General features: G+C 55.1%; 17 protein-coding genes. 8 read left to right on the top strand and 9 right to left on the bottom strand.

The annotated features are described in order from the left end of the window. Nucleotides 1–377: 377 nt before the first annotated feature. Nucleotides 378–851, bottom strand: a complete 474-nt coding sequence (locus LBR61_12440; GenBank protein ID MDR1732890.1) for a hypothetical protein — start codon at nucleotides 849–851, stop codon at nucleotides 378–380. 237 nt (nucleotides 852–1088) lie between these two features. On the opposite strand from LBR61_12440, the gene LBR61_12435 reads away from it, so the two are divergent. Beyond that, a complete protein-coding gene (locus LBR61_12435; protein ID MDR1732889.1) occupies nucleotides 1089–2186 on the top strand; it encodes an NADH:flavin oxidoreductase in 1098 nt (365 codons plus the stop codon). Between the two features lie 23 nt (nucleotides 2187–2209). Here LBR61_12435 and LBR61_12430 read toward each other — a convergent pair whose 3' ends face one another. Genes LBR61_12430 through LBR61_12415 form a run of 4 tightly spaced genes read right to left on the bottom strand, consistent with a single transcriptional unit; the run spans nucleotide 2210 to nucleotide 5998 of the window. Further along, complete coding sequence (locus tag LBR61_12430; protein MDR1732888.1) at nucleotides 2210–2989, bottom strand: PhzF family phenazine biosynthesis protein; 780 nt, start codon at nucleotides 2987–2989, stop codon at nucleotides 2210–2212. Between the two features lie 55 nt (nucleotides 2990–3044). Next, a complete protein-coding gene (gene cobA, locus LBR61_12425; protein ID MDR1732887.1) occupies nucleotides 3045–4529 on the bottom strand; it encodes a uroporphyrinogen-III C-methyltransferase in 1485 nt (494 codons plus the stop codon). Between the two features lie 37 nt (nucleotides 4530–4566). Continuing rightward, nucleotides 4567–5460 carry a hydroxymethylbilane synthase gene (gene hemC, locus LBR61_12420; protein MDR1732886.1) on the bottom strand — a complete coding sequence of 298 codons (894 nt, stop codon included), beginning with the start codon at nucleotides 5458–5460 and terminating at the stop codon, nucleotides 4567–4569. Continuing rightward, nucleotides 5429–5998 carry a bifunctional precorrin-2 dehydrogenase/sirohydrochlorin ferrochelatase gene (locus LBR61_12415; GenBank protein ID MDR1732885.1) on the bottom strand — a complete coding sequence of 190 codons (570 nt, stop codon included), beginning with the start codon at nucleotides 5996–5998 and terminating at the stop codon, nucleotides 5429–5431. The genes hemC and LBR61_12415 overlap by 32 nt, the downstream gene beginning before the upstream one ends. Before the next feature lie 281 nt (nucleotides 5999–6279). Here LBR61_12415 and LBR61_12410 point away from each other — a divergent pair, with 281 nt between their 5' ends. The 7 genes from LBR61_12410 (at nucleotide 6280) to LBR61_12380 (ending at nucleotide 14768) form a co-directional block, all read left to right on the top strand. Further along, nucleotides 6280–7515 (top strand): ATP-binding protein, encoded by a 1236-nt coding sequence (locus LBR61_12410; protein MDR1732884.1) that lies wholly within the window; start codon nucleotides 6280–6282, stop codon nucleotides 7513–7515. A 265-nt stretch (nucleotides 7516–7780) separates the two neighbouring features. After that, nucleotides 7781–8581, top strand: coding sequence for an electron transfer flavoprotein subunit beta/FixA family protein (locus LBR61_12405; protein ID MDR1732883.1), 801 nt, complete (start codon nucleotides 7781–7783; stop codon nucleotides 8579–8581). Then, nucleotides 8578–9603 carry an electron transfer flavoprotein subunit alpha/FixB family protein gene (locus tag LBR61_12400; GenBank protein ID MDR1732882.1) on the top strand — a complete coding sequence of 342 codons (1026 nt, stop codon included), beginning with the start codon at nucleotides 8578–8580 and terminating at the stop codon, nucleotides 9601–9603. The genes LBR61_12405 and LBR61_12400 overlap by 4 nt, the downstream gene beginning before the upstream one ends. A 3-nt stretch (nucleotides 9604–9606) precedes the next feature. Continuing rightward, nucleotides 9607–11025, top strand: a complete 1419-nt coding sequence (locus LBR61_12395) for an FAD-binding protein (protein MDR1732881.1) — start codon at nucleotides 9607–9609, stop codon at nucleotides 11023–11025. Nucleotides 11026–11130: 105 nt separating this feature from the next. Continuing rightward, nucleotides 11131–12855, top strand: a complete 1725-nt coding sequence (locus LBR61_12390) for an L-lactate permease (protein MDR1732880.1) — start codon at nucleotides 11131–11133, stop codon at nucleotides 12853–12855. Between the two features lie 259 nt (nucleotides 12856–13114). Next, nucleotides 13115–13873 (top strand): SagB/ThcOx family dehydrogenase, encoded by a 759-nt coding sequence (locus tag LBR61_12385; protein MDR1732879.1) that lies wholly within the window; start codon nucleotides 13115–13117, stop codon nucleotides 13871–13873. A gap of 394 nt (nucleotides 13874–14267) precedes the next feature. Then, a complete protein-coding gene (locus LBR61_12380; protein ID MDR1732878.1) occupies nucleotides 14268–14768 on the top strand; it encodes a recombinase family protein in 501 nt (166 codons plus the stop codon). Nucleotides 14769–14901: 133 nt separating this feature from the next. Here LBR61_12380 and LBR61_12375 read toward each other — a convergent pair whose 3' ends face one another. The 4 genes from LBR61_12375 to LBR61_12360 form a co-directional block, all read right to left on the bottom strand. Continuing rightward, on the bottom strand, nucleotides 14902–15531 hold the full coding sequence (locus LBR61_12375; protein ID MDR1732877.1) for an ankyrin repeat domain-containing protein: 630 nt from the start codon (nucleotides 15529–15531) through the stop codon (nucleotides 14902–14904). Nucleotides 15532–16063: 532 nt separating this feature from the next. Then, nucleotides 16064–16774: a hypothetical protein gene (locus LBR61_12370; GenBank protein MDR1732876.1), complete on the bottom strand. Its 711-nt coding sequence runs from the start codon at nucleotides 16772–16774 to the stop codon at nucleotides 16064–16066. Between the two features lie 78 nt (nucleotides 16775–16852). Then, nucleotides 16853–18151: a DUF362 domain-containing protein gene (locus LBR61_12365; GenBank protein MDR1732875.1), complete on the bottom strand. Its 1299-nt coding sequence runs from the start codon at nucleotides 18149–18151 to the stop codon at nucleotides 16853–16855. A gap of 49 nt (nucleotides 18152–18200) precedes the next feature. Continuing rightward, nucleotides 18201–19669 (bottom strand): nicotinate phosphoribosyltransferase (locus LBR61_12360; protein MDR1732874.1); only part of this gene is annotated, 1469 nt, incomplete at its 5' end.

Genomic DNA, 19669 nt, shown 5'->3' with positions numbered 1-19669 from the left:
ATCTTCTTTTTATCCAAAACCTGCACCTCCGCCGCATCGATCCGGATATATGTCTGGCATGTGAGAAAATATAAAAATATGCTTAATTATTAAACTTAACTGCATAAATTATTAAATTTTCAAATTTGTGTAATTTATTCTGATATTATAAGCACGAAAAAGGGCAAGTCAAGCCGTAAAATGTCAGTGGTTCACTTATCTGTGATAGTGTCCTCCCATAAGTCATCAATGAAAATGTCCGCAGAAGCAGGAGCGGATCACTTTGAACAGGAGAGAACGAGAGGGAAAAACGGAATCCGTAAATGTGAAGCGGCAGGATTTTTCAGCTGGTTACGCCGTTATTGTTTCAATACAATGCCAAATACCAAAGAGCAAAACTATCGCAGCAGCTTCCAGACGAAGCCGTCATTTCCGCCGAAAAACGCGCTCCCGGGGGCAGTCGTGGCATTGGGGGATCCGAACCATTCATGAGCGGGAGCCGCCTGCGCCGCGGACGAACGGGCCTCTCCCCCTGGGACGGCGGCGCCGATCCACCAGCCCCGCTCGTCGGAGAAAAACGCGTAATGCGTGACGTCCCCGAAACGACCGGGGATGTCCGTGTAGGGGGCGAGCAGCTCGACGTGGTTGACATTTTTGGGCAGCGACCCCGCCGAAGGATTTTCCGAGCGGAAAAGCAGAGCCGCCTGTTCCAGCGCGCGCATATCCGCTTCAATGGCCTGAACGCTGGCGTTTCCTATCCCTTTCAGCGTAGGCGCAACCGGAATGTAAAACGCGAAAGCCCCTGAATTGCAGGTTATCACAACCGCCGCCAGCAACAGAGAAAATAAAAACGGATGATTATGGCGTTTCATGAATAATTCCCCCCTGTCGTCGCCTCTTGCGCTGCCGCGCACAAAAAACTTTGGAAGTCCATGTCGCGTGAAGCATAGCACATAATTTCCCAACCGAAAATGATACCGAAAACAATCTTTCTCACTCTTACGAATAATACTGTTATTTTTATTTTATTCTTCATTTTTTGAGCGGGGGTTTTATAATTTTAAAAGGGGATATGTTCTGTATGGCCTGAAGAGGGGGAGGTACCGCTTATGAAAATCTTTGATCATTTTACGCTGGGTGGCCTGACGGTGGAGAATCGCTTTGTGCGTTCAGCCACCTGGGAGGGTATGGCGACGAAAGAGGGCGCGGTGACGCCGGAGCTGGTGCGGTTGATGAAAACGCTGGCGGAGGGCGGGGCCGGAATTCTGATCTCAAGTCACGCCTACGTTCGCAGGGACGGACAGGCCGGAGAAAGGCAGCTGGGAATTTATGACGACTCTCTGATTCCGGGGCTGCGTCAGATGTGCAAAGAGGTGCAGGCCTCGGGAGCTGTGATTTTTGCGCAGCTGGCTCATGCGGGGGTGAACGCCAATGGAGCGCTTTCCGGAGAGGAGCCCATTGGCCCCAGCGCGATGGAAAATGGCCGGGGAGAAAAAGCCAGGGAGGCCACTCTGGAGGATATAGCGCGGCTGAAGGAGAGTTTTGCGGAGGCCGCCCGCCGGGCTCTGGAGGCTGGGTTTGACGGGGTTCAGATTCACGCGGCCCATTGCTATTGCCTGAGCCAGTTTCTGTCGCCCTGGTACAACAGACGGACTGACCAGTACGGCAACGGCATCGAAAATCGGGCCCGGCTCCTGACAGAGGTCTACAGGGGTGTGCGTAAGGTCGTGGGGGAGAAATATCCCGTCATCGCCAAGATCAACGCCGAAGACTTCATTGAAGGGGGGCTGACTCCGCCGATGATGGTGGAAACCTCCTATCTGATGGAAAAGGAGGGCCTCGACGGAATGGAGATCAGCGGAGGCGGCGGACCGGTGGCCCGTTATTCCTCCCATCGCCTCGCCGACCCCCAGCAGCCCGGCGAAACGGTGTATTACGAATCCGCGGCCCATCTGTACAAGGCTCGGGTCAAAAATATGCCCCTCATCCTCGTGGGCGGCATCCGCTCTTTCGAGACCTGCCAGCGGCTTCTGGACCAGGGACTGGCCGATATGATCGCGCTTTCCCGTCCCCTGATCTGCGAACCCGACCTGATCAGCCGCTGGGCTTCAGGCGATACCCGCCGTTCGCTCTGCGTCTCCTGCGAAGGCTGCAGTAAAATGGCGGCCTCGGACAGAGGTCTGCGGTGCGTGCTGGGGAAAAAATAAACGGCCCCAAAACGGTCCGGTTCTCAGGGGAGCGTGATTTCTCCCTTCATGTAGAGGACGGCTTTTCCGGCGATGAGGACGCGGGAGCCCGCGTTTTTGCAGTGAAGAACCCCGCCGCGCCGGGAAAGCTGCCGGGCCGTCATCTCCTGTTTTCCCAGGCGCTCGGCCCAGAAGGGGATCAGCGTCGTGTGGGAGGAGCCCGTGACGGGGTCTTCGTCCACTCCGAAGTTCGGGGCGAAAAAGCGGGAAACGAAGTCGCAGGATTCGCCCACCGCCGTGACGATGAGGGCGTGCCAGTCCTCCAGACGCTTCACCGCCGCCATGTCGGGTTTCAGGTCGCGAACGGCCTTTTCATCGTTCAGCTCCAGAAGAAGGCTGTATCCGCTCCAGGCGCTTCTGATCGGAACGCCGACCGCGGCCTTCATTGCCTCGCTGACCGAAATTTTTGACACGGGACGGACGGGGAAGTCCATTTCGTACAGGTCTCCCCTGCGCTGAACCTTCAGAATACCGCTCAACGTGCTGAATTCAAAATTTTCCGCCGTCCTGTCGTAAAACGTGGAAAGCACGCAGGTCGTCGCCAGAGTGGCGTGCCCGCAGAGTTCAATCTCCTTCAGAGGGGTGAACCATCGCAAATCGTAACGGGAACCGTTCCGGACCACGAAGGCCGTTTCCGAAAGGTTGTTTTCCGCCGCGATCTTCTGCATGAGTTCCTCGGCCAGAGGTTCCTCCGGCACGCAGACTCCCGCCGGATTGCCCTTAAAAAGCTCTTCTGTAAAAGCGTCCACCGCGTAGTAGCGCATCGCAAAATCCCTCTCAATTTTCAGATATTTATAATTCTGGATATTAATTTATTTTTCACTTTGTAAAAAAATCTTCCAGGGCGTCGGCCAGGTCCTCAGGAGTGGCTTTTTGGGCCACCCGCGTCTCATAACCCGCCTCACGGGCGGCCCGCTCCGTCTGCTCTCCGATACAGGCGGCTCGAAGTCGGACGTCCGGCCAGGTTTCGGCGAAACTTCGGACGGCGGAAGCACTGGTGAAAACCGCCGCGTCCAGGTCTCCAAAACCCTCCGCGGCGGAGGGATCGCCTTTCAATGGGATCGTCCGGTACAGAGGGACTTCGTCGTAGTCTGCGCCTCCGTCTTTCAAAATCCGAACGAGGTCCGGCGCTCCCCGCTGGGCCCGCAGAAGCAGCAGCCGGCCGCCCGGTGAAGCGGAAGGAAGCCGCAGCGCCGAAAGCAGGCTTTCCCCAAGGCTCGCTCCGCTGTAAACGGAAGGGGTCAGATCCGTTCTCAGGCCGAAAGACTCCAGCGTTTCCGCCGTGGAAGGGCCCACCGCCGCGATCTTCGCCCCCCCAATCTCCCGGATGTCCCGATGTTCCGCCGCCAGCCGCTGAAAAAGGCTTCTTACGCCCGTGGGGCTGGTGAAGACGAGCCACGCGTATCCCGAAAGAGAGGGCAGGGAACCTTCGAGGTTCTCCGTCCGGATGCAGGGAACCTCCCAAACTTCCGCCCCTCGTGAGCGCAGCAGGGCTGTCAGACGCTCTCCGCTCTTCTCCGGCCGGCCCGCCGCCAGGATGCGGCGCCCGCAAAGAGGCAGGGCCGCCCGCCAGTCCAGACGTTCCGACAGGGCCGCCACGCCTCCCACAACGATGACCGCCGGAGCCTCGACCCTTTCCCGTTCCGCCCGCTCCGCCAGAGAGGCCAGAGAGGCCCTCACGCACCTCTGACGCGAAGTCGTCCCCCGTTCCACCACCGCGGCGGGGGTGCCCGGCGTCATTCCCGCCCCGATCAGCCCGGCGCAGATGTTGGGCAGCTCCGTGACCCCCATCATGAAAACGAGAGTCCCGTCCAATCGAGCCAGAGTCGCGTAATCGAGGGGTTTCCCGCCTCTTCGCCTGTGGGCTGTAATCACGTGCAGGGAGGAGGAGTACCCCCGGTGCGTCACGGGAATGCCCGCGCTGGCCGGAGCGGCAATGGCCGAGGTCACGCCGGGGACGGGCTCGCAGGGGATGCCCGCCTTCATCAGGGCCTCCATCTCCTCGCCGCCGCGCCCGAAGAGAAACGGGTCGCCGCCCTTCAGCCGAACGACAAGCCGGCCTTCCCGGGCCTTTTCGATAAGAATATGTTCGATTTCCTCCTGAGGGATGGAGTGCCTGTCGTTTTGCTTTCCCGCGTCGATCCGCTCCGCGTTTGCGGGGATGTGACGGAGGATTCCCGGATCGACCAGCCTGTCGTAAACCACAACCTCCGCCCGTTCCAGTATCTGGAGCCCCTTTACCGTCAAAAGCCCGGGATCCCCGGGGCCCGCTCCCACCAGCCAAACCCTGCCTTTCAGTTTCATTTCAGTCTCATTTTTCCTCATTCTTCTCCCAATCTTCTCATTCTTCTCCCAACTGCCGCGCCAGAGTTTCCCCCAGCCCGACCGCGTTTTTTCGGTCTCCCGCAATGCGGCCCCTCCTGCAGATTCCCCGTTTTTCGTCGGCGCAGAATCCGGCGAGCCGCAGCTCCGTGCCGTGAACTTCCGCCAGAGCTCCCACGGGCAGAGTACACCCTCCCCCCAGCTGTTTCGCGAAGGCGCGTTCGGCAGCGGCGCAGTCCGTGACGTCGGGGTCGTCCAATGCGCCCAGAAAGTCGTATTCTGCGCCGCGCCGTCCCTGACAGGCCAGAACTCCCTGTCCCGCCGCGGGAAGCATCTCCTCCGGCGTGAAGAACCGGGAAATGCGATTTTCCAGCCCCAGCCGCAGCAGGCCCGCCGCCGCAAGCACGAGAAAGGCAAACGGCCCTTCATCCAATTTTTTGAGACGTGTCACAATATTGCCGCGTATCGGTTCAACCCTGCGTTCGGGCATGAGCTCAAGAAGCTGGATCCGCCGCCGCGCCGAAGAGCATCCCGCCGGCCCCTCCCCCGGTTCGGAAGTTCCAGGGGGCAGGACGAGGGCATCCCGAGGGTCGCTGCGTCCCCAAAGGGCCACGATGGGGAGATCTTCTTCGTGTTCCATCGGCACGTCCTTCAGGCTGTGAACCGCGAGGTCGATTCTTTCCTCCCGCAGAGCCTGCTCCAGTTCCTTCATGAACAGCCCTTTCGCGCCGCCCGGCTCTCCGGACTCAATCAGGCGCTGGAAGGGCGCCTGATGAAGGTCCCCGAAGGTTTTCATCGTCACCAGTTCGATCTCGATCCCAGGGTGAACGCGGGTGATCGCGTCTATGACCAGACGAGCCTGTACGACGGCTAAAGCGCTTTCACGGCTGCCGACACGGATGATCCTTTTCACGTTGACTCAGCACTTCCTCATCGTTTTGATCTCGATCTGTTTCCTCGGCGACCCAGGCGCTCCAGACCTGCCGCAGACGGTCGGCCAGGCGACGGGTCAAATCGGGGCGTCCGCCTCCGGATACCGCAGCGACGGCGTCCTTCTCCGCCACCAGCGCGGGAAAGAAAAAACTGCACTCTTCACGGGCATCGGCGACGCTGACATGCAGGCCCGCCTTTTTTGCCCTCTGTCCGACCCGACGGTTGAGCTCCCGATCGTCCGTGGCCAGAACCACCATAAAAAATCCCTCAAGATCGAAGTTTTCAAAGGGACGTCGGATCAACCGCGGATTCTCCGTCCCGGGCGCGGAGGAAAACGCTTCGGACTCGTGCAGTTCCTGGAACCCTTCGTGAAATTCGGGGCTGACCACCGTCACCCGCGCGCCGCAGGTAAGAAGCGTCCCTGCGCGCCGCAGCGCCACGGAACCGCCGCCCACCACGAGAACCCTGCATCCGGAGATGTCCGTAAAAAGCGGAAAGAGAGGGAATTTCCCCTCCATGTTTCAATAAACCTCCCTTGTACGGCTTTTCGGACAAAACGAAATCAGCAAAACAAAAAAACGTGCCCGTTACATAGAATTTTGCCTGGTATTATACAACAACAGCTGCGATATAACGCTAAAAAACTCTGAGGCCCCGTCTCCTCCATCCGGAAAATGATCAGGTGACGGCAGCGATTTTTCCTATTTGATTTTTCTAATATACTTTTCGCAAGGCTTATGTTTTACTTTTCGCCAGCCTCGTATTATACTTTTCGCAAATAAAGTTGGGGAGGTCAATCGTGAACAGGGAATATGCGCGCTGGCAGACAGAAAATATCAGGCAGGCACTCGCTGTAAGACGAGTCGTCGTTGTTTCCGGAGCGAGACAGACAGGAAAAACCACGATTTCCAGGCAGGTAATAACAAAGGACGGGGATTATCGAACTCTGGACGATGCCGATATGCTGGCTTTTTCTCTCTCCGACCCCAAAGGCTTTGTCATGAACAGGGCCGGCACGATGGTCATAGACGAAATACAGAAAGCCCCAAAACTCGTTCCGGAAATCAAGCAGGCCGTAGACAGGAATAATCGTCCAGGGCAATATCTTCTTACCGGTTCGGCCAATATATTGACTTTACCGACTATTTCTGACAGTCTGGCGGGACGCGTAAAGTATGTGCGCCTGCGTCCGCTGACCGTGGGAGAGGTTCTGGGCAAGCCGCCGGGCTTTCTGAAACAGGCGTTCGATAAAAATTTTCCGCCTAAAATCACCGGATACGATAAAGAGGCGATTATTGAACTGGCGTTCCGGGGAGGTTACCCCGAGGCTGTTGCCATCGACAATCCGAACGACAGAAAAGACTGGCATGCTGACTATATGAAAGCCCTGATAGAACGCGACCTGAAGGACATCTCGAATATTCGGAGACAGGACACGCTGAAGGATTTGGTCGGCATCCTTGCCGCGTGGTCATCGAAATTTATGGAAATGTCGCAAATAACCTCGGCGCTGGCACTGAATAAAATTACGCTCGACAGCTACATTAACACGCTTATTGCTATGTTTATGTTTGAGAAAGTACCGCCGTGGATAAAAACGGATTATGAACGCGTCGGTCGCCGAGCGAAGTTTTTTGCGACGGATACCGGGATTATGACTTCCGTTCTCGGTTGGAACCCAAAGGAAGTTTTTATGAATGAAGACCGTTCCGGAAAATTGTTTGAAACCTTTGTATTTCAGGAATTGGCCGCACAGGTCGATTTAGAGAATCAATACACCCTGTATCAATACCGGGACAGAGTTAAACGGGAGATAGATTTTCTTGTGGAACGTGAGGACGGGGTTTTACTGGGCGTGGAAGTTAAAGCGGGACACAGTGTTTCGCGTGAAGATTTTGCTTCGCAGGAATGGTTCGCTGAAAATATATTGAAAAGTAAAAAACAGTATATCGGTTTAGTGTTGTATTCCGGGGACAGGGTTATCCCATATGGAAATATGCTGGCTGTGCCAATCGCGAGTTTATGGGCAACATAACGGTTCTGCGCGCGTAAGAGAACGGGCCGGAGCGGCAGATGTTGTTGGACACTGTGTTATACTGATTTTTGATTTCATTTTACATTTTGTGTTATACTAACTACGCTGTGCTATTTTTAAATTTCATTGTTGCATTTTCATTAAAGATCCCGGCAAAGATCCCGGCGTGTTGTTTCTCATTTTCTTTTCCTTATCACTGCGAGGCTTATCACTGCGATAAGGAGTCAGGTTTTCTCTCTCAAAAATCTATAAAGGGGGGGTACTTTTGGATATCATTGTGCCAATCAAGCAGGTCCCGGAAAGCAGCAACGTCAAAATGGACCCGGAAACCGGAACCGTCATCCGAGCGGGAGTCGAAACGGTGGTCAACCCGTTGGATCTGTACGCTCTGGAGGCGGCGCTGCGTCTGAAAGAGCAGTACGGCGGAACGGTCACGGCTCTCTCCATGGGGCCCGCGCAGGCGATGCAGGCATTGAAGGAAGCGACGGCGATGGGCTGCGACAGCGCCATTCTCCTGTCGGACCGGAAATTCGGCGGCGCCGACACCTGCGCCACTTCCTACACTCTGGCGCGGGCCATTGAGACCATCGGTAAATACGACATGATCGTCTCCGGCGAACGGGCCACCGACGGAGATACCGCTCAGGTGGGGCCGGGAATCGCATCCTGGCTCGGCATTCCCGCGGTCACCTACATCTCGAAAATCGAAGAGGTCAAAGACGGCCGCCTCTATGCGGAGCGCCTGGTGGAAGAAGGCTATCAGCGGCTTTCCGTCTCTCTGCCGTGCCTCGTGACGGTGGTCAAGGCGGTGGCCGTTCCCCGCCTTCCGACGCTGAAGGGCAAAATCCGCTCCATGGAGCTGCAGATTCCCGTCCACACCGCCGATAATATGGAGCTCGACCCCAATCTTCTGGGGCTCAAAGGGTCTCCCACAAAAGTGGTCAAAATCGACACGCCCAAAGTCACCCGGGGCGGCAAAACGATGACGGCTCAGGACGACATTTCTCTCGGGGCCGCGGCAGATGAGTTTATCGCCCTGTTCGAGAAGAAAGGACTCCTGTCATGACGGAAAAAACAGAAAACACGCAACACGCGGTATGGACTCTTGCCGAACAATTTGACGGCAGGCTCAAGGCGGTTTCTTTCGAACTTCTTGCCAGAGGCCGGAAACTGGCGGACAAACTGGGCGTTCCGCTGGTTTCCGTTCTGATTGGAGACGGAGTTTCCGATTCCGACCTGAAGACGCTGATCCGGCACGGGGCGGACGCGGTTTACGCGGTGCAGGCTCCGGAGCTGAAGTACTTCGTGTGTGAAACCTACTCCCGGGTGCTGGAATCCCTCATCAGAAAATATCAGCCTTCCGTATTTCTGGCGGCGGCCACCTCCGCGGGCAGGACTCTCATGCCCTACACGGCGGTGAAAATCCCCACGGGACTCACCGCCGACTGCACGGAGCTCGACATCGAGGAGGGCACGGGGAACCTCCTGCAAACCCGACCCGCCATCGGAGGCAACATCATGGCCACCATCAAAACCCCCGACCATCGGCCCCAGATGGCCACGGTGCGCCCGAAGTCGTCCCGTCCTCTTCCGGAGGACGCCTCCCGAACCGGAGATGTGGTGAACCTTCCTTTCGAGAAATCGCTGCTGGACCCGAGGACTCAGGTGCTGGGCTACCGGAATGAAGAGTCGGACACCCAGGGCCTTGATGAAGCGGATATCGTCATCGCCGGAGGCCGCGGCCTCAAAAAAGGCGAGAACTTCCACCTCGTCACGGACCTGGCGAAACGGCTGAACGCGGCGGTGGGGGCGTCACGGGACGCAGTGGATCGGGGATGGGTTTCCTATCCTCATCAGGTGGGACTGAGCGGCAAAACCGTGTCTCCCAGGATTTACGTGGGCATAGGCATATCCGGCGCCATTCAGCACCTGGCGGGGATCAAGACCAGCGAAACCATCGTGTCCATCAACCCCGACCCCGACGCGACGCTGCACAAAATAGCGGATCTCGCCATTGTGGGGGATGCGTTCCAGGTCATTCCGGAAATTCAAAAACGGCTCGACAAAAAAATGAAAGGCGAGGGGTAAAACATGGCTGACAACACTTACAATCCGGTAACTCCGGACGTCGTCGAGGCGCTGCGGAAAATCGTCGGGCCCGGCAACGTCTTTACGGATGAAGAGAAACTGGAGGCCTATTCCCATGACGAAACCAGCGCCGAGGTTTACGGACACATGCCCGAGGCGGCGGTGACGCCCCTTACCACGGAGCAGGTGGCGGAGGTGGTGAAGCTGGCCAACAGGGAGCGCATCCCCATCACCCCCAGGGGGGCGGGGTCCGGGCTCTCCGGAGGCGCAATTCCGGAGTACGGCGGCATCGTCCTTTCTCTGGAAAAGATGAACAGGCTTCTGGAGCTGGATCGGGCCAACATGGTGGCCGTGATGGAGGCGGGAATAGTGACCAACGACCTGGCCACGCTGGTGCAGGCGGAAGGGCTCTTTTTCGCGGGATATCCCATGAGTTTGCAAACCTGCATGATCGGGGGCAACATCGCGGAGAACGCGGGGGGCGGAAAGGCGGTCAAGTACGGCGTCACGGGGCGGTACGTTCTTGGGGTGGAACTGGTCACGCCCCTGGGAGAGGTCGTCCAGCTGGGAGGAAAACTCGTCAAGGACGTGAGCGGCTACGACCTGAAGTCTCTGGTCATCGGCTCCGAAGGCACGCTGGGCATCGTCACGAAGGCGTACATCAGGCTGATCGGGTATCCCACGGCTGCATCGGACCTCCTGGCGCTCTTCAAAACGCCTCAGGAGGCCATCGACCTCGTTCCCGTCATTCTTTCCGCAGGCATCGCTCCCACCAGCATCGAATTTATGGATCAGCTCTCGGTCATCACGAGCTGCAAATATCTGAATGAAAGTCTGCCTTACGAAAACTGCGGGGCCATGCTCCTTATCGAAATGGACGGAAACAACCGCTCTCAGATCGAAGCGGACCTTGTGGCGGCGGGAAAGCTCTGCGAAGAGCACGGCGCTACCGAAGTGTATGTGGCGGAAGATAAAAACAACGTCGAGCGAATATGGAAAGTGCGGCGGAACATTGCCGAGGCGTTCAAGGTTTACAGCCCCGTTCAGAGTCTGGAGGACATCGTCGTTCCCACTTCGCGGATTCCCGAAATTATCCCCGAGCTGGACAGAATGGGAAAGAAGTACGGCGTGCAGATTCCCTGTTACGGGCACGCGGGGGACGGCAACCTTCACGCCACCCTGGTCAGGGACCCCGAAATGTCCATGGAAGACTGGGAAAAAAATGAAGCCCTCTGCCTGGAAGAGCTTTATAAGGTTACTCACGAACTGGGCGGTAAAATCAGCGGCGAGCACGGAATTGGCATCAAGCGCCGGGAGCACCTGAAAAACCTCATCGATCCGGTGGAACTGGAACTTATGAGAGCCGTCAAAAAGGCCTGGGACCCCAACAACATCATGAATCCGGGCAAAATTTTCGCGTAACGATCAACGCAGTTTTGCGGAGGAAATTTTATGCCGGTAACCCATGTTTTTACGAACACGGTTAAAGTATGATATTTCACGCATGGAAAGGGAGGGAATAAGGTTATGTCAGTGACTGTGCTTGCGGTTATTGCTCTGATTCCCATTCTGGTGGCGTTGGTGTTGATGGTGGGGCTGCGCATGGGCGCCATGAAAGCCATGCCTGTGGCGTGGCTCACCTGCGCCGTGGCGGCGGTTGCGGTGTGGGGGCTTCCGGTTCCCTACGTCTTGGCGCTCAGCCTGCAGGGCGTCAGCAGCGCTCTCAGCGTTTTGATCATCGTTTTCGGAGCGCTGCTCATTTTGCACACTTTGCAATATTCCGGAGGAATGGAGACCATTCAGTACGGAATGCAAAGCATCAGCAGGGACATGCGCGTTCAGGCCATTATCGTCGGATACCTGTTCAGCGCGTTTATCGAAGGCGCGGCCGGTTTTGGAACGCCGGCGGCCCTGTCGGCGCCCCTGCTTCTCGCGCTGGGTTTCCCTCCTCTGGCTGCGGCGGTGCTCTGCCTGGCCTTCAACTCGTTTCCCGTCACCTTCGGTGCTGTGGGCACCCCCATTTTGACGGGATTTGGCGCTTCCATACGAGCGGTGATGGAAGCGGCGGTATCCGCCGGAGATTTTCAGTCGGTGGAACTGGTTCTGAAACGCATAGGCGAAACGGTCACCCTGATGCACGTTCCCATGGCCTTCATTCTGCCCATTTTCCTGCTGGGTTTCGTCACCCGGTTCTTTGGAGCCAATCGTTCCTGGCGCGACGGTTTCGCCGCGTGGAAGTTCTACGTTTTCGCGGCGTTCGCGTTTTCCGTTCCTTATATGGCTCTGGCATGGCTTTTGGGGCCGGAGACGCCTTCGCTGGTGGGCGGTCTGGTGGGCCTCGGCATCGTCATGTACGGCGCGCAGCGGGGCTTCTGCGTGCCCAAAGACGTGTGGACTTTCGGAGAGATTTCCAAGTGGGAAAAAAGCTGGACGGGCGAAATAGCAGTTTCCGACAAACTGGAACTCAAACCCCATATGAGCCAGCTCGCGGCCTGGATGCCCTACATTCTCATCGGCCTTATCCTTGTGGTGACCCGCATCGACTCCCTGCCGCTCAAAGCCGCCATGAACAAATACGGCGTCCTGGCCTTCAACGATATCCTGGGCTACAAGGGAGTCAATGAGAACAGCATCAAGCTGCTCTATCTGCCCGGAACCATTCCCTTTATGCTCATCGCCGTTTTGACCGTTTTCCTGCATGGAATGTCGGGGGACAAGGTCGTCAAAGCCTGGAAAGATACTTTCGTGAAAATGAAGGCCGCCACCGTGTCCCTTATCGCCGCCGTGGCTCTGGTGAAAATCTTCCAGGGTTCGGGAGTCAACCCCGCCATCGCGGAACAGGTGGCCGCCGGAAGCGCGAAGTATCTGCCCTCCATGCCTTTGGCCATGGCGATCACCATGTCGGATATTTTCGGTGGAGTCTGGCCCGCTTTCGCGTCTTATGTGGGCGGTCTGGGCGCTTTCATCACCGGTTCCAACACCGTCTCGGACATGCTTTTCGGTATGTTCCAGTGGGACGTGGCGACGCAGCTCAACCTTCCGAAAATGATTATCATAGCGGCTCAGGCCGCCGGCGGCGCCATGGGCAATATGATCTGCGTCCACAATGTGGTGGCGGTCTGCGCGGTGGTCGGGCTGTCGAACCGCGAAGGCGACATCATCAAAAAAACTTTCTGGCCCTTCCTGCTTTACGGCATCGTTGTGGGATTTGTGGCCTATATCCTGATTGGAACGGGTTTTTCAGCGTTTTAACCCAATATTCTTTCTGCAGAATACTCCCCTGCCGATTAAGCCGGCGGGGGATTTTTTTTTGCGGAGGAGACAATCCTGTATGTTTCTGTGTTTATTTATATTTTGATTATAACTCAAAGATTAATGTATAATGCTTAATTTGGAGAATTTAAATTAGAGCCGCTGGCTTTTTCTGTATAAATTTTTGTGCGTCACTTACCAGCGTTAAGCGTTTTTTTAGTGCACGATTACGTAATCCGCTATAATGGGAGGTCATTTAATGGACAGAGAAAATTCGGGGAGAGCGTTCATTCGCGCCACATATTATGAAAATCTTGGAGGGCCGTCCGATCAGGAGCAGAATCTGCCCCAACCGCCCCTGGAGCGGCCGTCCGATCCGGACAAAAAGATCGTGCCTCTGGCTAAGGGGAGCGCTCTGAAAGTGCCTTCAATGGACCTTCGCGAGGCGATGGAGTCGCGTCAGTCCATTCGGGCCTATGCGGACGTTCCGTTGACGCAGGACGAGCTGTCCTGGCTGTTGTGGGCAACCCAGGGAGTACGAAAAACGGGCTTCGCCGTGGGGTCGCGGCGTACGTATCGCACCGTTCCCTCGGCGGGCGGGCGTCATCCCTTCGAGACGTATCTCGTTCTGAGGGCGGTGGAGGGGCTGCCGCCTGGGGTTTATCGTTTTCTGGCGCTGGACCACGCTTTGCAGGAAGTGAACGTCTCACGGGATTTTTCGAAGGACATCGCCGCCCTTTGCAGCGATCAGATTTTCATTCAGCGGGCTGCAGCGACGTTCATCTGGGTTGCCGACGCCTATCGCTCCGAGTGGCGTTATCGCGCCCGGGCCTGGCGGGGAATCTTTCAGGACGCCGGACACGTGGGAGAAAATCTCTATCTGGCGGCGGCAAACATCGGCTGCGGAGTTTGCGGTATCGGAGCTTTCAAAGATTTGGAACTGACGCGTTTTCTCGGGCTGGATGAAGAGGAGCTTTTTCCCATCTATGCGGGGGCGGTGGGGAAGCTGAAGAAATAGACGAAGAATAAGAACAAAGAGAGAACGGAACGGAAAAAGATATATAAAATTCAGAAAGCGTCCTGACATGAAAATTTGAGGTATGGAAATTTGAAAGCAAAAGTTAAATAATTGTCAATTATATGATACTTTATACTTTAATTATATGATATTATGTATGCAGTGATAATTATTTACGGTTATATTGGAAGAGTTGCCTGATTTTAGGAGAAGGTTAAAAGGAGAGTTTTTTCTGTATGCTGAAATTCCTGTCAACAGGAAAATTAAGAAAAAATAGGGATTACAGATTGAGATCATAATAGTTAAATTAAAGAAGTTCAGAGCTTTGTGTATTTTGTGGCTCTCGTGGCGGTTATGACGTTTAAAATATGCGGTTCATAAAGGAGTATAAAACATGTCGTTGAAAAAAAGCGAAAAAAGTCATTCCAGTGCAACATTTTCATGCCTTACGGCCGACAGCGGTCTCGCGGCCAGAATGGAAAATCTCTCGGAACAGACCGGCCTTACACCCTCAGACCTCCTGCAAAAATGGATTTTGGAAGAAGAAGTCACGCTGAAAGCCATTCGTCGTTCTGAAGAAAACATTCTGAAACGTCTGGATGCTCGTTTGGATACGGTTCTGTCCAAAGCAGACAGCGTGCATATTCCTCCGGAAGAGCCGGCGGAAAGGACCTGTGAAGTTCTTCAGTTTGAAGTTCTTCAGGATAAGGATTTCAGCTCTATGAACACCGAAGATTACAGACAAATGCTCGTCAAAAACATCAAAAAGCTGCGAAAAGACGGAAAGACCTATTCCGACATCGCCAGAAGCTTCAACGGTGATGGAGTGGCGACCATAAGCGGAACGGGAAAATGGTATCCCGCGTCAGTTTCGACGCTTCTGAACAGTCACTGAATCAATTGACTTCATTAAGGATTAAATCCAGGAGAAGGATCTAATTTAAGCGAAAATTTATATTAACATTAAGAAAGAAAAAATCTGCGAGAAGGATAATCGAGAAGGAAGGATAATTTTAAGTTATAGCGAATCACATCACGGCTGTGCCTTTTTTTTCGTTACGTGTTTCGTTACGTGCGTCAATTCTCGCGCCGCCTCTGAGCAGTTCTCTGATGACGTCGGGATGGCGGGTATACTGAGCGGCCAGCATCAGGGCCGTTTTGCCGTCATTGTCCCGAAGGTTGACGTCGGCTCCCCCTTCGATCAAAGCGGCGATCACTTCGGGTCTGTTTCTGCGGGCGGCCAGCATCAGGGCCGTCCTGCCGTTTTCGTTTCGCATGTTCACCTCCGCTCCCGCGCGAATCAGGGCGGTAATCACTTCGGCGTTGTGGGAAAATCGGGCGGCCCACATCAAAGCCGTTTGGCTTTCCCTGTCTCTGGCGTTGATTTCGGCGCCGTCACCCACCAGCACCGCGATGACCTCGGGCTCAGGATTGCCGCCGGCAGCCGCCATCAGCGCCGTTCCGCCATCTCCCATGCGCGAATTGACGTCCGCGCCGGAGTCAATGGCCAGTTGAACTTCAATGGCGGTTCCGGTTTCACACAGGCGAACAAAATCTTCTACCGTACGGCGGTTTATAAAAATACGTGGAAGAGACAGCGCGATTCCTGTTAAAACAAGACACAACACAAGCTCTGCCACAAGCCGTCTTTTTATCACCAATACGCTCCATCGCTTTCCATAATAAAATTTTGTGACCCGTGAATGACCTGTACAATAATATTTCACTCTTCTTCGTCAGGCGAGTGTCATAAAATAATTTTCTCTGTCCGTTGCAGTTTACAATTACTCCATCATTGTAAACTATTATACATGAATCCTGCAATATATTCAGCGTAATATATTCAGAATGATAATATAAAAAGGAAAAAGTATACGGGAAGTATACAGCAAAGAAGACAAATTTTTCTCCGGAAGGCTGTTCTCCCTGGACGTCAGGCAAAGATTAAGAAAAGAAAAGAAAAACTCCACAATATTTTTAACTGGAGAGATCAAATTTGCGTTAATGGCGTAAGCAAAATACGCTAGATGCTGATCGGTTATAGATGTTATTATCACTACGCTGTCACTTATATCATGATTTTCTCTTTCATTTCTCCTTTCCATGAAGGAAGGCCGCTTTTAAGAGCGGCCTTTTCCTCTCCTTTTCTGTCGTCAGACAGGATTTGTTTTTCAGAACGCTCCGTCCGCTTCACTCGAACGCTTCCAAATGGGGGCAGAGGTTCAGCTCTCCATAAATACAGCGCGGATCGCAGGAGGAACATCGTCCCGATCCCTTCTTTTCCTCCGCGTTTCCGGCGAGGATCAGGGCGCAGCGGCTTTTCGCGGGAACCATCGCCCCCGATGGGTTCAGAGTAACACCCGCATCCCCGATATTCTTCAGCGCGAAAACGGAGCGGAGCGAATCCGAATCGGGCTGGAGGGTTTTGGCGATGCAGGGGCCCGCCGGTTTCAGCAGCTCTCTGGCCCAGGGTAATATCACCTGCCGCCAGATTCCAAAAAGCAGGAAAGTTGCGGCCATATCCAGCAGCAACGCCACCGCCGCGTCCGCCTCTCCGATTTCCCCGGGTTCCGCTCCTGGCCCAAGGGTCCAGACGGACGCCAAACACCCCGTCTTGGGGAGAGAAAATTTCTGAAACAGGGAATTTTCTTCTCCAAAAACATCTTTTACCGGCAGAATATGCGCTCGGGGCCGTAATGACAAGCGATTGGCCTCTCCTTCCCAGGTTTCCCGAAACTTCCGAAAGGACGCCTGAGAACCCCGTGCCCGTTCCACATATCGGGCTTCGAACAGGGCCAGATTTACGTCGTCCAGCGCCATGAGCCGCGTTGTTTTTCTGTTGTCGAGCCCCGTCGCGGAGACTTCGACCGTCCATTGAATTTGTTTGTCACTTACCGGCATTAAGCGTCTCTTTTCAGCACACGATTACGCAATCCGCTATAAACAATTCTCACGTCAGATCTTTGACTTCAAATGGCGTTATACCCTGGCCAAACGCCCGTCCGTCAGTGGCATGGGATGAGGTTCGCCGATTATGGCCAACTCCGGGCGCTGCCGAATTTCCGGCAACATGTTTTCGGAAACTTCGAACTCCTCCAACAACAGTGTGTTGCGAATGTGGACGATACGCTCTCCGCCCTCCCGGAAGGGGACCGAGTAAAGGGCGATGCGCATGGCCTCTTCGTCGTCCTTCGCCACGAGGGGGATGGCTGCGCCCTTTACGGCGCCCGACGTAACGTGATTGATGTAGGTCTGGGCCAGGTCGATCTCCGCGACGGTTCGCCTCGTGGTGATGTCTCCGGCTCCTATGCCCACGCCGCTTCCGTGGGTGGCTTCAGACAGCCCCAGAACCACGATACAGCCGATATGGGGCGTTCCGGGGAAGGTGATTTCTCTCATGCCGGGGCGTCCGATGACGTTGGGGTCCATGCCGGAGCCACTGATATTCTTGCCGATCTCGTCCACCGCCAGAATGTCGATATCATCGAAAGGAAGACGGGCCATGCTTTTTTTCGCCAGAACCAGCAGCTCCCGCTCCCGGTCAACGATTTTATCCGTGGGGATGGCTTCCACGCGCATCACCTGTTCATAGCCGTTTTCGACGGAGGCGATGCCGAAAAGAACTTTCGCCTTCTTCAGAAAAAAACGGCCCAGTTCGGGGATTTGCTGATGAAAGCGCACGAATCCGGCGCGGTGCATGGCGGTCGCTCCCGCGTGCTTGCCGACGCCGATGGCGCACATCTTTAAAAGTCCGCTTTCCCAGTCGCCCTTGAAGTCCGTGTGGGCTTTGACCCGATTAAAAAGGACGATTCCGTCCGCTTCCCAGGCGAATTTATCGCAGTAAACCGCTGTTCCGTCAGGCAAAGCCCCCACGGTTACGGTTTCCATGGACGAACGTATGGGAACGCCCATGGCGGCTTCGGTTATTCCGTATCGCTCCAGCAGCTCTCTCTGACCTTCGGCGGTGGCCCCTCCATGACTTCCCATAGCAGGGAAAATAAAGGGTTTCGCGCCCATTTCCTTCAGTTTGGAGACGACAGCGTGGAGAAGTTTCGCGTAATCGGCGATTCCCCGACTGCCAGCCGTCACGGCAATGTTTTTGCCCGTGAGGTCGAGGTGCTGGTTTGCCGCGAGGGCGTCCATCTCCCGACGGACCTCCTCCTCCACGTTCTCCACTCTGTCTCCGGTCATTTTCTGACGAACACGGACCATACAGGGGAGCTTTACGGCGTCCAGGCCCGGAACCGCAATATCTACCTGCGCGTCAAACAGCGCCATCAGTCATCATCCCTTCTATTAATTAATAACAATTAATAATAATTAACGCTTATTTTCCGCTGAAGCGTGAGGAAAAACGTTCACACAGTTCAGATTTCACCTGCCAAAGTTTTTGAGACAAATCCACGTAATACGTGTGAGGGTTCTCAAATCGCTTAACCTCGTCCCAGAGCAAGTCCACCTGCTGTTCGCAGTATGTTCTGATTTTATCGATGGAAGGGCTGTCGTAAACCCGAAGACCGTTCCTGAAAACGGGAACCTGCAGTTCATGGGCCGTGAAATGCGTCAATGTCTTGCTTTTCCATGCCGCGCAGGGGTCGAAAATGGTGAGAGGTTTGCTCTCGTCGATCGTTTCGTTGTAAATGCACAACTGGTCCGCCACGGCCTTGCCGCTCTCCCTGTCGAAAAGACGAAACACCCTCTTGAAATGGGGGTTCGTGATTTTTGCCGTATTCTCGCTGATCTTGATTTTTGGGGCGATGACGCCGTTTTCCTCCACCGCCACCAGCTTATACACGCCGTCGAACACGGGAGAGTTTCGAGAGGTGATCAGGCGCTCTCCCACCCCGAAAATATCCACCTTTGCCCCCTGCATCAGCAGATCGCGGATCAGATATTCGTCGAGGGAGTTGGAGGCCACGATTTTGCACTCGGTCAGTCCGGCGTCGTCCAGCATTTTGCGGGCCATTTTCGAAAGATAGGACAGGTCCCCTGAATCCAGTCGAATGGCGTAGTTTTTAATTCCGCGGGGCGTCAGAATTTCCTTAAAAACGCGAATGGCGTTTGGAACACCGCTTTTCAGAGTATTATAGGTATCCACCAGCAGGGTGGAGCTTTCCGGATACAGTTCGCAGTAGTTTTTGAAGGCTTCATACTCCGTGTCGAACATCTGCACCCAGGCGTGTCCCATGGTTCCTCCCGCGGGAACGCCGTACAGCTCGTCCGTCAGAGTGCAGGCGGTTCCCCTGCAGCCCCCAATGAAGGCGGCTCTCGCGCCCTTCACGGCGCCGTCCGAGCCCTGGGCCCGCCGGGAACCGAACTCCAGCACCACCCGTCCCTGGGCCGCCCGAACGATGCGATTGGCCTTGGAGGCGATGAGGGACTGATGGTTGAGGGTGAGGAGCAGGGCGGTTTCCAGGATTTGAGCCTCAATGGCCGGGGCTTTTACGGTCAGGATTGGTTCGTTGGGAAAAACGCAGGTTCCTTCCGGTACGGCCCAGATATCTCCTGTAAATCGGAAGTTTGCCAGATAGGACAAAAAAGCTTCGTCAAAAATTTTTTTCGAGCGCAGATAACGAATATCCTCCGGGCTGAAATGCAGATTTCCGATATAGTCGATGACCTGCTCCAGCCCGGCGGCGATGGCGAACCCTCCGCCGTCCGGAACGGTGCGGAAGAACATGTCGAAATAGGTGTTCTTTTCATGCCAGCCCTTTCTGAAATATCCGTTGCTCATGGTGAATTCGTAAAAATCACAGAGCATTGACAAATTGACTTCGGCGGTTTTTGTCTCACCGC

Source organism: Synergistaceae bacterium (assembly GCA_031272035.1).
Taxonomy (GTDB): domain Bacteria; phylum Synergistota; class Synergistia; order Synergistales; family Aminobacteriaceae; genus JAISSA01.
This window is presented reverse-complemented; position numbering and strand designations above follow the sequence as displayed.

Bases quoted from the DNA above. Each gene is read 5' to 3' on its own strand.
- LBR61_12430 (MDR1732888.1), bottom strand. From the start codon at position 2,989: ATGCGCTACTACGCGGTGGACGCTTTTACAGAAGAGCTTTTTAAGGGC.
- LBR61_12400 (MDR1732882.1), top strand. From the start codon at position 8,578: ATGACGGAAAAAACAGAAAACACGCAACACGCGGTATGGACTCTTGCC.
- LBR61_12370 (MDR1732876.1), bottom strand. From the start codon at position 16,774: ATGCCGGTAAGTGACAAACAAATTCAATGGACGGTCGAAGTCTCCGCG.
- LBR61_12440 (MDR1732890.1), bottom strand. From the start codon at position 851: ATGAAACGCCATAATCATCCGTTTTTATTTTCTCTGTTGCTGGCGGCG.
- LBR61_12380 (MDR1732878.1), top strand. From the start codon at position 14,268: ATGTCGTTGAAAAAAAGCGAAAAAAGTCATTCCAGTGCAACATTTTCA.
- LBR61_12435 (MDR1732889.1), top strand. From the start codon at position 1,089: ATGAAAATCTTTGATCATTTTACGCTGGGTGGCCTGACGGTGGAGAAT.
- LBR61_12415 (MDR1732885.1), bottom strand. From the start codon at position 5,998: ATGGAGGGGAAATTCCCTCTCTTTCCGCTTTTTACGGACATCTCCGGA.
- LBR61_12395 (MDR1732881.1), top strand. From the start codon at position 9,607: ATGGCTGACAACACTTACAATCCGGTAACTCCGGACGTCGTCGAGGCG.
- cobA (MDR1732887.1), bottom strand. From the start codon at position 4,529: ATGAAACTGAAAGGCAGGGTTTGGCTGGTGGGAGCGGGCCCCGGGGAT.
- LBR61_12365 (MDR1732875.1), bottom strand. From the start codon at position 18,151: ATGGCGCTGTTTGACGCGCAGGTAGATATTGCGGTTCCGGGCCTGGAC.
- LBR61_12390 (MDR1732880.1), top strand. From the start codon at position 11,131: ATGTCAGTGACTGTGCTTGCGGTTATTGCTCTGATTCCCATTCTGGTG.
- LBR61_12385 (MDR1732879.1), top strand. From the start codon at position 13,115: ATGGACAGAGAAAATTCGGGGAGAGCGTTCATTCGCGCCACATATTAT.